Genomic DNA, 17,529 nt, shown 5'->3' on the forward strand with positions numbered 1-17,529 from the left:
AGATTAATTTTAATAAAGTAGTTTTTGTAATTATAACTACACTGTTATTTAATTAGGTAAATTTAAACTTCATAAATTATATAAACGTACAAAAAAACAATTGAAAACAATTACGGAAAACCATATTGCAATAAGATCTTTGTATTGTTGAAGTTTTCCTATGTTAGAAATCTATATAAACTTTCGCTTTTATTTTTTTGCAACATGCTTTTACTACGGGAACGTATTGTTAGTCAAATGGTAGTAGCAATTAAATTCTTATGTTATAATTAATTACAATATTAAATCAAAAGATAATTTACAATTTAACGGGATAACAACTCCAATTATATTATGTTTGCTTTATGAGTAATTTTAACCAGATAAACCTTTTAGTGCAATTTTAATGGAGTGGATTAATACAACATTTGAAAAGGAGATGCAAAGAATTATTAGAGAACGTGGCAATGGCTTAAATCATTTGATTGTAGATTTCGAGTCTATTAGAAATGCCATGTTAACTGATAATTTTTTTTCAGAAATTAAAGGTACCGAACCTGATCTTTCAGATCATAGTGACAGACATATTCGCGATGTTTTAGATAAAGCTTACATGATCATTGGTCCCGAAGAATTCAACAAGTTTCATGAATATGAAATTTATTGTTTAGCATTGATGATTCTTTTTCATGATGTAGGCAACATTTTTGGTAGAATTGGACATGAAGCTCAAGCGAAGATAGCAGAAGTTTATAATAAATATCGACCCCATATTAATTACAGGGCGGAGAGAAGAATAATACTAAGAGGGGCAAGCGCACATGCGGGAACTAACAAAGCGGGGAGTAAGGATACGCTTAGAGATTTAAGCAATGGGGATGAAAATATAGATTCAATCCCAATAAGATTACTTGAACTCGCTGCAATTTTAAGATTCGCTGACGAATTAGCAGAGGGAAAGCAAAGGACATGTACTTTTTTAATTGACACAGGAAATTATTCTGCGGAGAGTTCGATTTATCATCAGTATGCTGAGATTACGAGTATTGCGCCCGATCGTAACATGGGACGTATTTCTATCACTTATGATATTGATATATCTAATGAATTTGGAGAAGAAGAAAGGGAAAATTTAAAGGAATTATTAAAGTTCACTTATAGAAGAGCTTACAAGCTTGATGAAGAAAGAAGATATACTAAAAATTATTCATCCGTATTAAAAGCATTCAAATATGTGTCAATTGTATACAATTTTACAAGAGATGGAATACCTATAGATCTTGATCTTAAAAAGATTGTTTTTGAAGACCTATATCCAATTCCGGGCGAAGTGAAAGAAGATATAATAGAGTCAGCAGAAAAATTGATAGTGAAAAAAGACGATGACTACGAAATAGAAAAATTAATCTCATCATTAATCATAAAATAATCTGCTATGAAAAATCCTTTTATTTTTGATCGTCCTAATACTATGGATGTGGATGAGTTTTTACAATATTATATTAAAGATCATACCTACACGAGATTTCTAGAATCAACAAGAAATATTATTCTCATAGGTGTGCGAGGTAGTGGTAAGACCTCGACATTAATGTATTATTCATTTCCAGTTCAAATAAAAAATTCTCAAAACGAAAACAAATTTTCTGTAATAGGAATTCATATTCCTTGTAAAAATGCTTTATTTAATAAAAAAGAATATTTATTATATTCTAAAGAAAGTAAAAAGTATATTGTTGTAGAACATTTTTTATGTATCAATATTATTACAAGTTTATGTGAAACCTTCCTGAATACATACGAATATCTGGAGATTGACAGATCGGTAGAGTTACAGATTATTCAGAATCTTGAATTTATTTTAGACTGTGAATTTTGCGTCGGAGATAATATATTTGAAAAATTAAAACTTTACACGAGTAGAGAATCGTTGAACAGTCAAAAGAAATTGAATGGAGATGACTTCGAAAGTTTTATAAATTTTTCTTTTTCTTTTAATAATACTGTAATACCTGTACTGGAACAGTTACGAAAGATCGATAAGCTTAAAAATGCGCATTTTTCATTGTTATTTGATGACATGCAAGATTTGAGTCAAATCCATAAAGAAATAATTAATTCATGGATTTCATATAGGGATAATAAATTGTTTTCTTTCAAAATCGCTACTGCAGATATAAAGTTATTTTTACTAACATCCGCCGGAGGAGTTATATTAGAAGGTCATGATTTTATTAAAATTGATCTTACTAAAAGCTTATACAGTAAAGATTCTGAATTTGCTAAATTTGCTAAAGAAGTTATAAATAATAGATTAAAAATTTCAGGTATAAATGTTTCAGTTGATAAATTTCTTCCAATTAGTGCAAAATTTGAAGAAAATTTAATTAAAGGGAAAGAACTAGCATCTGTACAAGCAAAAATTAAATATCCGAACCCTACTGGTACACAGGTTGCAGATTATGTTACTAAGTATGGAAGAGCTATCTCTTTTAGAAGAAATGCAGGAGAAAACCTGCCTCAATATTCTGGAATAGATACAATTATTGACATTTCTACAGGCGTAATTAGAAATTTGTTAAGTCCGTTATACTATATGTTTGAGAAAGAGATTTCCAACAGTGTAGACCAAAATGTAAAGCTGATTAGAAGTTCTACACAGGCAGATATAATAAAGAAAACAAGTGAAGGATTTTGGCAAAAACTTAAAAGTATAGATTCTGAAATTGATAATTGCTCAACGGAACTTGCAAATGCTATTAATAACCTTTTTGACAATTTAATCTCTTATTTAAAAAAACGTCTTAAGGACGAAACTATTTCTGAACCAAGGGCTTTAAATTTTGTTATTACTAATAGCAATGAGGAACTTGATGAAGAAGTAAAAAGAATATTAGAGGTGTGTCTCCGAAGTACATTGTTATATAGAAGATTAGCTAATAATAAATCTACGGGCAATAAGCAGTATCTGTATGTGCCAAATAGACTATTACTTCCTACTCATGGATTAGATCCCCACGGGCAGTATTCATATTTTTCAATAACTGCTTCAGACTTTCTGGCTGCTGCCTATAAAAACAAACCAATTCCTTTCTTCAACGAAGATCCTAATGAATCTCCAGATCAATTAATTCTTGACTTATGACAATAAATAAAACTTTAATTACCGTATTAGGATGGGAAGAGAGATATTTCAGTAGTAATGTCACTATTTTGGAAAATTATAATATTGATAAAATCATCTTAATATGCTTTCAGGACTATTTTTCAATGAAAGATATGCAGGTGAATTACGATAAAACTATTTCGTTGGCAACAGATAGAGATATTGAATTAAAAAGTATTGATTTGCAATACGGGGATTCTATTAATAATTGGACTATATTAGAAACTTTCTTTATTCCCACCGATGAAAATTATCTTCTGAATATTACTACCATCCCAAGAGACACGATCTGGACTTTATTTTTCTTTTTAAAGCGAACATCTTCCTATATTTCCTATGCTTATTTCAAGCCTTTGAAATATAGCGATACATGGCTTACAAGGAATCACAAGAATCCAAGACTGCTTTTTAAACATTCTGGTCTTATTGATCTTCATAAGGATTTGGCTTTATTTATAATTAGTGGTTTTGATCTTTCCAGATTGGATCAAATAATAGCATTTTATGAACCTCATAAAGTTTTGATATTTGCCCAAATGGGAGCTCAATTTGAAAATTTACAGCGTAATAATAATTTTAATGATTATATACAAAATCATGGTGGCGATATCGAAATTCTATCTATTGATAGCTATAATGTGGAAAGTTCAAGTGAACTCCTGACATTTAAGTATAATGAATTGAAAGATAAATATAATGTTGTCATAGATTCTCAAGGACCTAAAATTTCATCCCTAAGTGTTTATAATGCTTATATGTCATCTGATGGCGCAATTGCATTGGCTTACGTACCAGTTAAGGATTTTCACAGCGAATATAGTTCAGGTATTGATAATGATTTAATTGCGGGAGATTTTTATATAAAATAGATTACTATTTACAAAAGTTTTGGTAATATGGGATCGTAGGGGATTCATTATATTTTTTTAGAATTTATTTAATTTTCCAAAAAAAAAGGTTTGTAATAATTTGGATAAGTCTCCATCAATGAATAAGTATTAACTAATTTAAAATAAAAATATGCCAACCACAGGAAACTCTTATATTGCAACTTTGAAGAATACTCATTTTAGATGGGGGCTTTTGAGATATACTTCGTCAAGACCAAAAATTAGAAACGAAGGTTTTATTCCAATACCTATCAAGTATGCTAAGTTATTTAATATTACAAATAAGGACGGGTTACGTTTAGGTCACAGCAATATCTATAAATTTAGTACTAACGATGGCTTTTTAAAAGATCTAGAGTTAAAAGCATCAGGTAGTTCAAAAAGAGGCGATATATATGCTAAAAACTTGCACGGGAATGGAAACCTAAAGCTACTTGGTACTTGGTTTGTGCATATTAAGGCGCAAGTTGGTATGCAAATTAATGTTGAATTTATAAGTCCCACAGAAATTCTCTTGACTAAATTATAATTCTATTTTTCGATTTTTTATTTATAAATTGCACCTTTAATTAAGAGAAAACGATGATGGTAGCAGAAAAAATAAGTATTGAAGAATTTGATACTAAAAATTATCCAACAAAATTAGTCGAACCTTTTGACCAAGCTCTAATAACACACTATTTGCATAATTATAGAAATGGGATTGCTGGACACTATAAGAAAGATGCAGTAAAAGTTTTAAATAATTTTGTTAAATATAAACAGTCTACAGAAAACGTTAATTTAGTGACAGAAGATGCTTTGCAACAGTTGCTGTCTGAAGTTGAAAATGTACCATTTCCAACACCCGAAAAATATACTTTTAAGTTTATCGATCTTTTTGCAGGAATCGGAGGGTTTAGGTTAGCAATGCAAAATGTCGGAGGAAAATGTGTTTTTACTAGTGAATGGGAGTTAAGTGCTCAGAAGACTTATAGAAAGAATTTTGGAGAAGTTCCTTTTGGGGATATAACAAATCAACTAGTTAAGGATTATATACCACAGGAATTTGATATTTTATGTGCGGGTTTTCCTTGTCAAGCTTTTTCCATAGCAGGAAATCAGAAAGGTTTTGCTGACACAAGAGGAACATTATTTTTTGATATTGAGCAAATTGTGCTCAAACATAAGCCAAAAGTAGTTTTTTTAGAAAATGTTAAGAATCTAGTTTCTCACGATAAGGGAAATACCTTTAAAACTATTATCGACGTTCTGGAGCAAAAACTAGGTTACAAAGTTTTTACAAAGATCTTAAATTCAATGACCCATGCAAATGTTCCTCAAAATCGTGAAAGGATTTTTATAGTGGCTTTTGATCCTCATCAGGTAAAAAACTTTGAGAATTTTAAATTTCCAGAAGAAATTAAATTAACAAAAACAATTCACGATATTCTTGAAAAAGGAAAACAAGCAGATAATTTATATTATAACAAGGATCACCGTTATTTTCCGGAACTTGAAAAAGCAATGATTTCAAAAGACACAGTATATCAATGGCGTAGAGTCTATGCAAGGGAAAACAAAAGTAATGTTTGCCCAACTCTGACTGCAAATATGGGTACAGGAGGGCATAATGTTCCACTTATAAAAGACGATTTTGGAATTAGAAAACTAACTCCAAAGGAATGTTTCTTATTTCAAGGTTATCCCGAAACTTATATATTGCCGAACTTGGCAAATAGCAAATTGTATATGCAAGCAGGTAATTCTGTAACTACAACTTTGATTGAGAGAATTAGTAGGGAAATTTTAAGCGTTTTATGAAGTCGTTCGCAGAAATAGATACACAACAAAATGGAAACTATTTAAAGTTGCTTTCTGCTGTTTCAAAACTTTCTGGATTGTTTAGTGAAAGTGCTGTGCCTTTTATAAATTATCGTGTTGCTGAAAATATTTTTTGCAGAAGCTTTCAAGCTGGAAATCTCTCTCGTTCAGATACGGCTTTTGATGCGAATTATAATTCTGTCGGGATTGGATTAAAAACGTTTGTTTGCAATGGTAATTCAAGCACAGAAAAGGTTGCAGAATTTAATTCATTATCAAGAACTTTAAAAGATTTTAAAGGAAAAGATCTTGCTTTGAAACTTGGAGAATTTAGAAATGATAGAATAGATCTAGCAAATCGTATTTATAATATTGAAAGTTCATTATATCATATTGTTGCTCGAAAAGAAAAAGAATTATTGTTGTACGAGACAGATTACAATGCAATAGATATTGCTAATATTCATTCCATTAAAGAAAATAAAGCTGGTTTACAATTCGAAGATGGAATAAATTTATATTCTTTCAATTATTCTAAAAGTACGCTTTATAGAAAGTTTATAATTCCTCAAAATGTATTCCGGTTACAAGTTGATATCATTGAAGATCCTTACTCATTGTTACTTGAGTTATTTGAAGAGAATAAAGATTTAAAATCTGCAACTGACAGACTTGTAAAGGGTGAAAATTATGTGATTTTACCACTTTACGGCATAAATAAAGGAGAAAGATTTATTTTTGAAAGAAGTGGTCTAAATCAATGGAATGCCAATGGACGGAAGAGAGATTTTGGAGAAATTTACATACCAATACCTGCGGAATTACACCAAAAGTATCCAAATTTTTTCCCAAAACGTGACCATGAATTTAGTTTGCAAATTCCGACTGGTGAAATTTTTAATGCAAAAGTTTGTCAAGAAAATTCAAAAGCTTTAATGACAAATCCTAATAAAGCGTTGTCAGATTGGTTACTGCGTAGAGTTTTGGAACTAAAAGAAGGTGAGTTGGCAACAATAGAAAAGCTTGATGCATTAGGTTTTGATAGTGTCATAATTACAAAAGACGAAAATGATAATTTCAAGATAGATATAATGAAAACAAATTCGTATTCTGAATTTAGGATTTAAACGTTTTTGTTAGTTTCAAGGATGATGATTATACATTATTAATTTATTAGAGAATCTACAGATCATTTTCAAATTATATAAAGATTTTTTTCTTTCATCTTTTCAAATGGCTGAATGTTAGCTTTGAATAAATGCCTTTGGGGTGTTCAATATATTGCACATGTCAATTTTTATAATTAAATTTGTAGGGTATAATATAAGAATAATTAAACATAAAAATCAGACTCTATGAAACCAAGTAAGGAAGGACAGATTGTGAAATTTCATACTCCGTTAGATCATGAAGATCCTAGCCAGTTATATGTGGTTTTGGAGATTATTGAAGATGGTGAAAGATCTAGAGCAAAAGTTCAGGCGCTTAATACAGGACTGAAGTTTGCTCCCGTGAATATGATAAAATTAATAGATTTGGAAGTAACTCAAGTGGATAATAGTGATTTGATAGGGCATAAAGTAACCATAAATAAAGCGGACTATTCACAAATCCAAGGAAGAGTAATTAAAGTCAGTGAACAAAAAGCAGAATTAAGCCTATCCGTTGTGGAAAGAGGTGTAGAAACAAATGTTTTGGTTACCGTTATTGATAATAATGGCATTGAACACATTGGAACGTTATTTATTGATCAGGAATAAATATTAATTATCAATTTAAACTTTCAACATGAGAAAAATGATAAATGAAGACAAATTGAAACATCCATACTACAAGCTCATGGAATTACGCGGTGATGCATTAGAAGCTGAATTAAATTCTTGGTCTAGGTTAGATTTGGTAGAATGGCTTTGTTGGAATGATCGCAATGGTGTATATAAGGATGAAGATTCCCTAAGAGAATTTGGTAATATTGTTAGCAGAGTGGAGGCTATTGAAATCATATCAAGACAAATTATAGAAGCATGATTATGATGAATGATAAAAGTACTGAGGTTATTAATCCTAAGTTTAAAATTCATGTCCATGATTGTCGCTCAACAATAGGTGATGAGATTAGAAAGATTCGTGAAAAAAAAGGATATAGTCAGGAGCATTTAGCCCACATGATGAAAATAAGCAGGACTACTATCTCTAAAATTGAAAATGGTAAGTTTAATTTCAGTATAGATTATCTTTCAAAATTTTCATGGTTTTTGGATTTCAACATAACAATATCGCCATTTAATGATGAGAGTTATTGATAACATTTAGTTTAAATTTATTTGTTAAACCTAATTTATTATAGCTTTTCATTTTTAGAATCTATTATTGCCTTTTCAATTATTAATATGCAATCTTGCAAATTTTTTTTTACAAAATTACTCCAAAATCTAATTACTTTCCATCCGTTTTCAATAAGATATTGATTGACTTTTTTGTCCCTTGATATATTACGTTCAATTTTGGGAATCCAATATTCCAGATTAGACTTTATTTGATATTTTTTTTCCTCCCAATTAAACCCATGAAAGAACTCGCCATCAACAAATATTGCTATCTTATATTTTGTGAAAGTCAAGTCAGGTTTTCCGTAAATTGACCTATTGTTTTTTCTATAGCGATAGCCCTCATGCCACAAAGCTTTGGCAAGAAGGATCTCTTCCTTAGTATTCTTGCTTTTGATAGCTCGCATAATTTTACTTCTTACCTCTTTAGAGAACTTGTCCATTTGAAAGATTTTAAAAACATACTAAATTTACGATTTAGACTTATAAACTCCAATTAAAAGAAGTACATATTGAGAAGGTTTTTCTATAATATGATTTTAATAGAAATTTTTGTTCTTTCCGTTTATAAGACTAGAATTAACATAGATAGGTCTGGTTGCTTGTAATATTTATGTAATAAAATGATTTAAGATTGAAAATGCTATTCAAAACTGTTTCTGTAGATGTCAAAACAGTATTCTTCAAAACAGAGCCAACACATAAAAGTGTAGTGGGGAAGACGATGCGTATTTTTTACAGGCTCGCCAAGTGAATCCTCGATTTCTTCGCGGATGTTTTCCAAATCATCAAGATTTTCGATATAGAATTTTTTACAGTCCACGTGGTAAATAAATTCGCAGATCATACCGCTCATGCACCCGCCATTCTGCAAATCCTCCAAAAAGGATTTGAGCTGTTCTTTTTTCTTTCCATCATACGATCCTAAATCGGACAGGATTATTTTATTGAATGCAGAGCATACTTCATACTGTTTGTACATTGATTTTTCCAAGGCTTTCATAACTCATTTCTTAGGCTTATACATTGTTTATCGGGATATTAGAAAGGGAGGTCGTCAGGTTCTTTTTCGGAACTTGCTTTAGCGCCTTTACTTATCTCAGGGGTCTGTTCCCTGTCTTTGGCAAATGCAAGGATTTTAATATGGCTGGTATGAAAGGTCAGAGCACCGTGCGCCTCGGAATCACTGCCGATATATACATTCAGACCAATGCGACCGAAAAGTTCTACAAGTGCGCCTTTTTTAAGCCATTTTGCTGATTTGGAAGAAACCTAATAAGAGCAGTTGATGTAGGTAGTAATTTTTTTCAGCTCTGTGCTGTCTTTGGGTTTATAGCTGTCGTTGACAGCTATGGTAAAGTTTACAACCTCACGGTTTTCTTTTAGTTTAAAAACTGAGGCATCTTTTACAATTCGTCCTGTAATTTCCATGACATTTAATTCTTAGTGAATACTTAATTTTAAGTTCTCTTCCACCGTTTGCGCCAAATGAATTTTTTCAAAAGAAAAAACGGGAAAAAAGAAAGCACAAGTAAAGTGTCCGGATAAGGAAGCCGGAGTGCTATAAGTCCCGAAGGGCGGCGAGAGCCGTTATGCGCATGCAGGTGACGGCGGGCACTACTTTAGCTGCCCTTTTAACCCGTTTTGAATGAAAATCAGACTATACTTTTTAAGCCTTTTGAGATTTTCAGCTAATAGTAGTACCTTAGCTAAACACAAGAAATCCCAATCAATGGAACCGCATCACTATATCAGACTCTCAGCGCTTAATGACATGATCCATGATACGATCAGTGCACGTTTTGCCTCGCAGCGTTTCTGGGTACTGGCCGATATCACCAATCATTCCTATAAGGCAGATAAAAAGATCCATTATTTTGAGCTGGTCGAGAAAGCGCAGAACGGCAATGCGATAACAGCCAAGATGATGGGCAAATCATGGGGAGGGGGAGCCGTTCGTATTGAGGAATTTGAAAAAAATACAGGACAGACCTTTACCAACAACCTGCATGTTCTTGTACAGGTGAGTGTGGATTATCACCCCTTATACGGTTTGTCTGTGAGCGTTCTGGATATCGACAGCAATTTTATGCTGGGTATCTTAGAGCAGCAGCGAAATGCCACCCTTGAGCGTCTGGTAAAGGAAAATGATTATATCCAGAAAGTGGGGGATGGTTACTCGACGTTTAACAGCCGGCTTAAACTTCCGGCAGTAATTCAGAGAGTGGCTGTAATTTCTTCGAGCAGTTCTGCAGGGAATGAAGATTTTCGCCACACGATGCAGCATAATGATTTTGGGTATGTTTTCCAGATAGATGATTATTATACCGTTGTGCAGGGAGATAACAACGCCAAACTATTCTTAAATAAGCTCATTGAAATCTATAGTACTGGAATACCATATGACGCTGTTGTCATTAACAGGGGAGGGGGCTCACAGTCTGATTTTCTTATTTTTGACAACTATAATATCGGAAGGGCAGTGGCCAAGTTTCCCATTCCGGTCATAACCGGTATAGGACACCAGAAAAATGTCAGCATAACCGACCTGATGGCCCATACCCATACCAAAACACCAACCAAGGCGGCAGAGTTTATTATTGCCCATAACCGAAGTTTTGAGCAGCATATTCTATCGTTACAGCAAAATATTTTAATAAAATCACAGCAGCTTTTTCATGGCTATTACAAGGAACTAAACGAAATCAAAAATGCCGTTTCCCGTAATGTTAAGGAACTTGTGCAACTGCACGGAGAAGAGCTGACGCGAACCAACCAGCGAATTATCAGCAGTTCAAGAGCTGTTTTGTATGGACATCAAAAAAGGCTCATTTTAACTGCACATCAAGTGGTACAGAGTCCCAAATTGCTGTTCCAGCAGAGGAAAAATGATATAGTACATATAAAAAACACTATAAGGAATTCTACAAACGAGTATCTTCGCCGGGAGAAACTTACGCTGGAACACCACCAGAAAAGTATCACGATGATGTCCCCTCAGAATATCCTTCGCAAAGGATACGCGATTGTGAAAGTCAATCAAAAAATCATCAGCAATGCCAAGAATATAGAAGCCGGGCAGGAGATAGAAGTAATACTTAAAGACGCAAAACTAAAAAGCACCGTTAAAGAAAAAATACAATACGATGGAAGAGAAACTGACCTATGAGGCGGCCCTGGCAGAGCTGACAGCCATTTCAAAAGAAATAGAAAGTGAAACAATCTCGGTAGACGAACTGGCTTCAAAGGTGAAAAGAGCATCAGAGCTTATTGAGTTCTGCCAGGCTAAGCTTAAAAATGCAGAGGAAGAAGTAAACAAGATTATTAGCAGGATGGAAAACCCTGAGAACTGATAAAAGGGATATACTACAAATAAATTCCCTCCATTTGCAGCTATATAACCCGATTAAACAGGAATATTTAAAGAACAAATTTTAATATTCAATTATATATGACTCTTACTTTATAAAGTCCCCATTACACCCGTGGGAATTTCTTATGTCTTTAAAACTCTAAAAGACAGCAAGATCTGTTATGCTTCTTTTACCTGCCGAAAGGTAAGGTTAATCCTTGGAAGTACGTCCCGGGCTGTTTTGGGAACCTGATGTTCCCAATAGGTGTTAGTGCTGCCTGCCATCAGTAAAAACGTCCCGTGATGCAGGGGAATTTCTATTGGCGGAATATGTTTTAGGGTTTTGTGACGCAGACGAAACAAACGTGTCTCCCCGAAAGTCACTGAGGCTATGTTCATATTCTTGTTGCTGCTGGAGGTTTTGTCGCTGTGCCATCCCACACCGTCGCTGCCATCCCTGTAAAGATTAAGCAGTACAGCATTAAAAGTAATTTGGGTTTCTTTTTCTATACGCTCCCTGATTTGAAGCAGTTCTATTGGCCAGTTGGGATCTGATTTTCGCTCGGGCCTGCTGGTCTGTCCATACCATGAAATCATTCTGGGAGCCGTAACGACTTTGTCGTACATCGGCATTTCATATTCCCTCCATCGCGTACCATGATATAAAACATTATAATAATAATCGGATTCTTCCTTACTGAAAAAATTATCAATCAGCAGAAGATCAGCATCAGGGACGTCAAATATTCTTTTGCCGCCTCTGCCTGATGAAAAAATTTCGGTGTCATCAAAAAGCATCATTTTGGTAAGTTTTAATTAAACAAAATTTATAAACCAAAAGGCAAAAAAAGACTTTCCTAATTGCCCATTTTGAGCCTTGGCAGGTTGATTTCATGTTCTTGGGGATAAGGCTGTCGGTCGGTCATGCTGACATCTTCGCGAATCTGCCCATGAACTTTAAACTGCCTGTCATCGGAGTTCGAATACCGAGGATCGGCAATAAAAGGCATCTTGGCCATTTTGGTAACAGTAATAGTTGGAAAGTGATAATCTACTTCAACATTACCCAGCAGGAGATAACATCCGCCTCCCTGAAATGGATATTTTGCCAGACTATCAGTAAAATGTGCCGTATCGAACATCTCACCTTCTGCATCGATCCAGGTGCCGAAATACATAGCGCCCATTTTGGTAGGCACATGTTTTCTGGATATCAAATAGGCCAGCATACGTACTGTTTTTTTATGGTGTTTCAAAAGGTCTTTTGCCATTACATCGCCGCGGAATTTGGTCTGCAGCAGATCAAAAGGGGAACAGGAAACAGGGAAGCTCAAAAGCTCAATTTCGTCAAAGGCATCTTCAAATTCGGAACGTTCCAGTTTCGGAAGTTCGTATTCCTTGACAGGCTGCTGAATCAGCATCAGGTTTCTGTTCTCAGGTTTAAAATTCACCAGTATAAGGCGGGCTATGACCAGCAACTGATTTTTTGTTTTACCTGTAAAACTAAATGCACCGATAAAGATTAAAATCTGTATTCCCTCAATGCCTATTGGAATACGGTTGATAAAATCTTCCAGTGATTTATATTCCCCATTATTCTCCCGTTCGCTCTGTATGTGCAGGGCTATTTTTGATTCCAGGCTCTGCAGGTGCATAAAACCCAGGTAAACATCTGAGCCGTAAAGGGTAGTTTCAAACTCGCTTTTGTTCACGCACGGATTGTGAATGACAGCCCCTGACATTCTTGCTTCATGCACGTAAACCTCTGTACGATAAAAACCGCCCTGATTGTTGATCACTGCCACCATGAACTCAACAGGGTAATGCACTTTCAAATAAAGGCTCTGATAGCTTTCAACGGCATAGGAGGCAGAGTGTGCTTTGCAGAACGAATATCCGGCAAAGGATTCTATTTGACGGTATATTTCCTCGCTGAGTTTTAGAGGATGCCCTTGAGCGGCACACGATAGAAAGAAATTATCCTTTACCTTTTGCAATGCGGCTTTGGAACGTCCTTTTCCTGACATGGCACGGCGAAGGATATCCCCATCTTCTGCCGGCAGTCCTCCGTAATGAAGGGCAATTTTGATCACGTCTTCCTGATAGACCATAATCCCATAGGTTTCTCCAAGCTGCTGCTCAAAGACAGTGTGGAAGTACTCGAATTTATCGGGATGGTTGTGACGGAAAATATATTCCTTCATCATCCCGGACTGCGCTACACCGGGACGTATAATTGAGGATGCTGCTACAAGTGTTTTGTAATTATCACATTTAAGACGGCGCAAAAGTCCTCTCATGGCAGGACTTTCTATATAAAAACAGCCGATAGTCCTACCAATCCCCAAAAATGCATTGCAGCTGGCCTCATTTTTTGAAATAGACGTGTCGCGTATATTGAGCCTAATACCACGGTTTTTCTCAATCAGCTTCACGCTGTCATCAATGTGGCCGATACCTCTCTGGCTTAAGATATCGAATTTTTCAAGACCGATATCTTCTGCAATGTGCATATCGAAGAGTACGATTGGAAAACCTTTTGGGGGCATTTCCAGCGGCGTATAATTGGTAATAGGCTCTTCGGAGATCAGGATGCCGCAGGAATGCATGCTTCGCTGGTTGGGATATTTTTCCAAAAGCATCCCATATTCCTGGACCTGTTTCACTACTTTATTGGTCGCATGAAGTGTCATCGGGTTTTTGGCCAGTACATCGAGTTCTTCCTTTGGAAGCCCAAAAACTTTTCCTACTTCACGGAAAATGGAACGGTATTTAAATTCGACGTTTGTCCCGCAGAAAGCCACGTGATCGTATCCATATCGTGAAAAGATATATTCCAATATGACATCCCTTTCCTTCCAGCTCCAGTCAATATCAAAATCAGGAGGGCTTTTTCGGTTCAGGTTTAGGAACCTTTCAAAATATAAATCAAGTTCCAATGGACAGATATCGGTAATACCCAAACAATAGGCAATGATGCTGTTGGCACCGCTTCCCCTTCCAATATGAAGGAATCCCTGAGAGCTACTAAAGCGGATGATATCCGCTGTAATGAGAAAGTAGCCGCTAAATTCCAGCTGATCAATTACTTTAAGTTCCTTAAACATACGGGATTTGGCCTCTGCATTATTTTTACCATAACGCCATTCAAGGCCCTGCTTTGCAAGGGAGGTTAGAAGGGTCATGTCGTCCCTCTTGCTATTGGTGTAAAATTTCTTGTTTTTGGGTGTTGTAAAATCAAATTCAAAATGGCACTGCTCAATTATCTTTTGGGTATTTGCAATAATATTCGGATACTGCTCATAACAGTTCAATAATCTTTCCGGAGAAACCATGATTTCTGAATCTTTGCAGTAATCATCCGCGGAAAGCCGTGATAAAATCAGGTTCAGGTCTATCGCCCTGAGTATTTTATGCAGGTTATATTCCCGTTTGGTACGGAAGGTAACCGGCTGGAGAATCACCATTTTTTCCTGCCTGTTTTTCCAATCTGACAGCACAAGTTTTGGCAGCTGTTCGGGGCGGATTCCAATAAATTCGTTTTCAGTAAGTGAGACAGGAGCATTCTCCAGAGGATAAATTACAAAAACATCCGAAAAACAAGGTGCCGAGAGAGGAAGCGAAGTTTTCTCATAATTATGGCTTGTCAAAAAACGATTCATTTCGGCAAGGCCTGATGCATTTTTCGCCAGTCCAATATATCGAAGTTCATGCTCTGAGCGAAATTCCATTCCCACTAAAGGTTTTATCCCTGCAGCATCGCATCCTTTTATAAAATCATAAATACCCGTTACCGTATTAATGTCGGTAAGAGCTATAGCGGTAACCCCACAGGCAGCAGCATGTGCAATTAATTCCTCAAGAGGAATAGTGCCATAACGCAGGGAGTGGAAGGAATGACAATTGAGATACATTTTACTGGGATTTACGTTTTAAAATTTCATTTTTATTGTTGGGTTTAAACGTTGCCCCGGCGCAGCGCATCACAGCATCAAAACCATAGCGGCTTTTCATTTTATCCATGGCCTGGTAAAGTGCGAGCATTTCCTCAGTGTCCTGAAAAAGATCGATCTGATAGGTACCGCGAACCAGCCCACTGAACCTTACCCCGATAAGACGGAGCCTCATGCGGCGCTGGTATAATTTTTCAAAGAGATCGGTAACGGTCTGGGTCAGGATATGATCTGCTGAGGTATACTGGACACGGCACTGTTTGGTCTCGGTATCAAAATTGGCATAACGGATTTTAACGGTAACCGTTGAGGTCAGCCACTCTTCAGAGCGAAGCTGAAAGGCCAATTTTTCCACCATACCCAATATTACCCTTTTGAGTTTTGGAATATCGATTGTATCCTGAGAAAATGTATGTTCTGTAGATATGGACTTTCTTTCGGTATAAGGCTCTACGGGATTATGATCTATGCCATTGGCTTTTTTCCAGAGTTCGGACCCGTTTTTACCAATCATCTGCTGAAGTACCTCGCAGGGCATCTCCGAAAGGGTTTGGATTTTACGTATACCGATTCGGGACAGTAATTGAAAAGTTTTGTCGCCCACCATTGGTATTTTTTGAACTGACAAAGGATTCAGGAACTGCTGTACCAGATGTTCCGGTATTTCGAGGTTCTGTTTTTGTTTGCCTTCTCCTGTACCGATTTTTGAAACAGTTTTATTGATGGAAAGCGCAAAGGTGAGTGGAAGGCCTGTTTCTTTGATTATGGTCTGGGCAAGCTCGTTTGTCCACTTGTAACTCCCATGAAATTTGTCCATGCCGGTAATGTCCAGATAAAATTCATCAATACTTGCTTTTTCCACCACAGGTGCTTTTTCCTGGATAATTTCGGTAATATCATGAGACAGTCTGGAATAAAGTTCCATGTCTCCTTTCATGATTTTGGCCTGCGGACAGAGTTTCATGGCCATATGGATTGGCATGGCGGAGCGCACTCCAAAACGGCGTGCTTCATAAGAGCATGATGCCACAACACCTCTTTCACCACCTCCGATGATAAGCGGTATTCCGTTTAATTCGGAATTTGTCAGTCTTTCGCAGGATACGAAAAACGTATTCATGTCGATATGTACAATTGATCTTCCCATATTCCTCTCATTTTTATACGAGACAAAATTAGTACGGATGGTAACAATTTTTAATTTTAATGTGTTATAAATAATAACAAAATTAAAAAACTCTTATTTTTCACTACTTATAAAATGCTGAAAAAATGAGGTCTGGAAGCTTTATTCAGAATTTACAGCATCCTAAACTAATTGATGAATTTCGTTTTGTAATACAAATATTCTTAAATACAATTACAGCTTTTTTTTACTTATTAATGTTTTGTAGCGTTCAGAAAGTGATTTTTTAAGAGAAAATATTTATATTTGTAGATTACTTGTTCCACGAAAGTAACTGATCATTTTGATTTACATAGGCTGAATGTTTTTGAAATAACACTTACAGTTTTAAATTCAATTTTAACTGTAATTAAAAATTAGAAATCATGTTAGAACAGCAGAACGCACAAAGGATGATTTATATGGCAGACGATGATGAGGATGACAGAATGTTATTTCTCGATGCAGTGCATGATTTAAATCTTCCTGCTTCTGTAACAGCTGTCGAGGACGGGATGGAACTTCTCGATAAACTTTCACAAGCTGTAAAACATCTCCCTGAAATGATTTTCCTTGATATCAATATGCCACGCAAAAATGGGTTTGACTGCCTTGAAGAAATTCGAAGCACGAAAGGAGATTTGAAAAAAGTAAAAATTATTATGCTTTCTACCAGCAGCAATCCTGAGAATATTGAACTATCCTACGCGCTTGGGGCTGATTTTTATGCTGTTAAACCAAGTACCTTTGAAGGATTAAAAAATCTTCTGCAGAAAATTTTTGAAATAGACTGGAATAGCGTTAAAAAAAGTGATAAACAATTCCTTCTGGCCTGATGCCAGTGTAGGGTTTGTTTTTTTTTCTACCACGGCGATAAAATTTAGATTTTCTTCG

Annotated in this window: 18 protein-coding genes; 12 read left to right on the forward strand and 6 right to left on the reverse strand. The window is 35.4% G+C overall.

Annotated elements, in window-relative coordinates; translation table 11 throughout:
- Positions 1-385 precede the first annotated feature (385 nt).
- The 9 genes from ASF10_RS21070 to ASF10_RS21110 all read left to right on the forward strand — a co-directional run bounded on the left by ASF10_RS21070 (position 386) and on the right by ASF10_RS21110 (position 8,141).
- On the forward strand, positions 386-1,408 hold the full coding sequence (locus tag ASF10_RS21070; RefSeq protein ID WP_056253821.1) for a hypothetical protein: 1,023 nt from the start codon (positions 386-388) through the stop codon (positions 1,406-1,408).
- A 6-nt stretch (positions 1,409-1,414) separates the two neighbouring features.
- Positions 1,415-3,124 (forward strand): hypothetical protein, encoded by a 1,710-nt coding sequence (locus ASF10_RS21075; protein WP_056253823.1) that lies wholly within the window; start codon positions 1,415-1,417, stop codon positions 3,122-3,124.
- A complete protein-coding gene (locus ASF10_RS21080; RefSeq protein WP_056253826.1) occupies positions 3,121-4,014 on the forward strand; it encodes a hypothetical protein in 894 nt (297 codons plus the stop codon). Before ASF10_RS21075 ends, ASF10_RS21080 begins: the two co-directional genes overlap by 4 nt.
- Positions 4,015-4,165: 151 nt before the next feature.
- Positions 4,166-4,564 (forward strand): hypothetical protein, encoded by a 399-nt coding sequence (locus ASF10_RS21085; RefSeq protein ID WP_056253828.1) that lies wholly within the window; start codon positions 4,166-4,168, stop codon positions 4,562-4,564.
- A 53-nt stretch (positions 4,565-4,617) separates the two neighbouring features.
- Positions 4,618-5,838 (forward strand): DNA cytosine methyltransferase, encoded by a 1,221-nt coding sequence (locus ASF10_RS21090; RefSeq protein ID WP_198529620.1) that lies wholly within the window; start codon positions 4,618-4,620, stop codon positions 5,836-5,838.
- A complete protein-coding gene (locus ASF10_RS21095; RefSeq protein WP_056253832.1) occupies positions 5,835-6,965 on the forward strand; it encodes a restriction endonuclease in 1,131 nt (376 codons plus the stop codon). The genes ASF10_RS21090 and ASF10_RS21095 overlap by 4 nt, the downstream gene beginning before the upstream one ends.
- A 228-nt stretch (positions 6,966-7,193) precedes the next feature.
- Complete coding sequence (locus tag ASF10_RS21100; protein WP_056253835.1) at positions 7,194-7,598, forward strand: hypothetical protein; 405 nt, start codon at positions 7,194-7,196, stop codon at positions 7,596-7,598.
- A 28-nt stretch (positions 7,599-7,626) separates the two neighbouring features.
- Positions 7,627-7,866: a hypothetical protein gene (locus tag ASF10_RS21105; RefSeq protein ID WP_131726566.1), complete on the forward strand. Its 240-nt coding sequence runs from the start codon at positions 7,627-7,629 to the stop codon at positions 7,864-7,866.
- A gap of 2 nt (positions 7,867-7,868) precedes the next feature.
- On the forward strand, positions 7,869-8,141 hold the full coding sequence (locus ASF10_RS21110; protein ID WP_157849076.1) for a multiprotein-bridging factor 1 family protein: 273 nt from the start codon (positions 7,869-7,871) through the stop codon (positions 8,139-8,141).
- 38 nt (positions 8,142-8,179) lie between these two features.
- Here the strand turns inward: ASF10_RS21110 and ASF10_RS21115 are convergent, their stop codons facing one another.
- The 3 genes from ASF10_RS21115 to ASF10_RS24595 all read right to left on the reverse strand — a co-directional run bounded on the left by ASF10_RS21115 (position 8,180) and on the right by ASF10_RS24595 (position 9,596).
- Positions 8,180-8,608 carry a very short patch repair endonuclease gene (locus ASF10_RS21115; RefSeq protein WP_056253843.1) on the reverse strand — a complete coding sequence of 143 codons (429 nt, stop codon included), beginning with the start codon at positions 8,606-8,608 and terminating at the stop codon, positions 8,180-8,182.
- Between the two features lie 200 nt (positions 8,609-8,808).
- The gene (locus ASF10_RS21120; protein WP_056253845.1) at positions 8,809-9,168 is read right to left on the reverse strand and encodes a hypothetical protein; all 360 of its coding nucleotides are present in this window, start codon (positions 9,166-9,168) and stop codon (positions 8,809-8,811) included.
- Positions 9,169-9,437: 269 nt separating this feature from the next.
- Positions 9,438-9,596 carry a single-stranded DNA-binding protein gene (locus ASF10_RS24595; RefSeq protein WP_241774994.1) on the reverse strand — a complete coding sequence of 53 codons (159 nt, stop codon included), beginning with the start codon at positions 9,594-9,596 and terminating at the stop codon, positions 9,438-9,440.
- 217 nt (positions 9,597-9,813) lie between these two features.
- Here ASF10_RS24595 and xseA point away from each other — a divergent pair, with 217 nt between their 5' ends.
- Positions 9,814-11,334, forward strand: a complete 1,521-nt coding sequence (gene xseA / locus ASF10_RS21130) for an exodeoxyribonuclease VII large subunit (protein ID WP_241774995.1) — start codon at positions 9,814-9,816, stop codon at positions 11,332-11,334.
- Positions 11,312-11,518, forward strand: coding sequence for an exodeoxyribonuclease VII small subunit (xseB, locus tag ASF10_RS21135; protein ID WP_056253851.1), 207 nt, complete (start codon positions 11,312-11,314; stop codon positions 11,516-11,518). The genes xseA and xseB overlap by 23 nt, the downstream gene beginning before the upstream one ends.
- Before the next feature lie 179 nt (positions 11,519-11,697).
- On the opposite strand, the gene ASF10_RS21140 is transcribed toward xseB, so the two are convergent.
- From ASF10_RS21140 to dinB, 3 genes are read right to left on the reverse strand one after another with little or no spacing between them, the layout of a single operon-like run.
- Positions 11,698-12,318 (reverse strand): alpha-ketoglutarate-dependent dioxygenase AlkB family protein, encoded by a 621-nt coding sequence (locus tag ASF10_RS21140; protein ID WP_056253854.1) that lies wholly within the window; start codon positions 12,316-12,318, stop codon positions 11,698-11,700.
- A 56-nt stretch (positions 12,319-12,374) separates the two neighbouring features.
- Positions 12,375-15,431, reverse strand: a complete 3,057-nt coding sequence (locus ASF10_RS21145) for a DNA polymerase III subunit alpha (RefSeq protein ID WP_056253856.1) — start codon at positions 15,429-15,431, stop codon at positions 12,375-12,377.
- Position 15,432: 1 nt separating this feature from the next.
- Positions 15,433-16,617, reverse strand: a complete 1,185-nt coding sequence (dinB, locus tag ASF10_RS21150; RefSeq protein ID WP_198529621.1) for a DNA polymerase IV — start codon at positions 16,615-16,617, stop codon at positions 15,433-15,435.
- Positions 16,618-17,021: 404 nt separating this feature from the next.
- On the opposite strand from dinB, the gene ASF10_RS21155 reads away from it, so the two are divergent.
- Positions 17,022-17,471: a response regulator gene (locus ASF10_RS21155; RefSeq protein WP_056253860.1), complete on the forward strand. Its 450-nt coding sequence runs from the start codon at positions 17,022-17,024 to the stop codon at positions 17,469-17,471.
- The last annotated feature ends 58 nt before the right edge of the window (positions 17,472-17,529 follow it).

Origin of the sequence: Flavobacterium sp. Leaf82 (genome assembly GCF_001422725.1) — a bacterium.
Lineage (GTDB): Bacteria > Bacteroidota > Bacteroidia > Flavobacteriales > Flavobacteriaceae > Flavobacterium.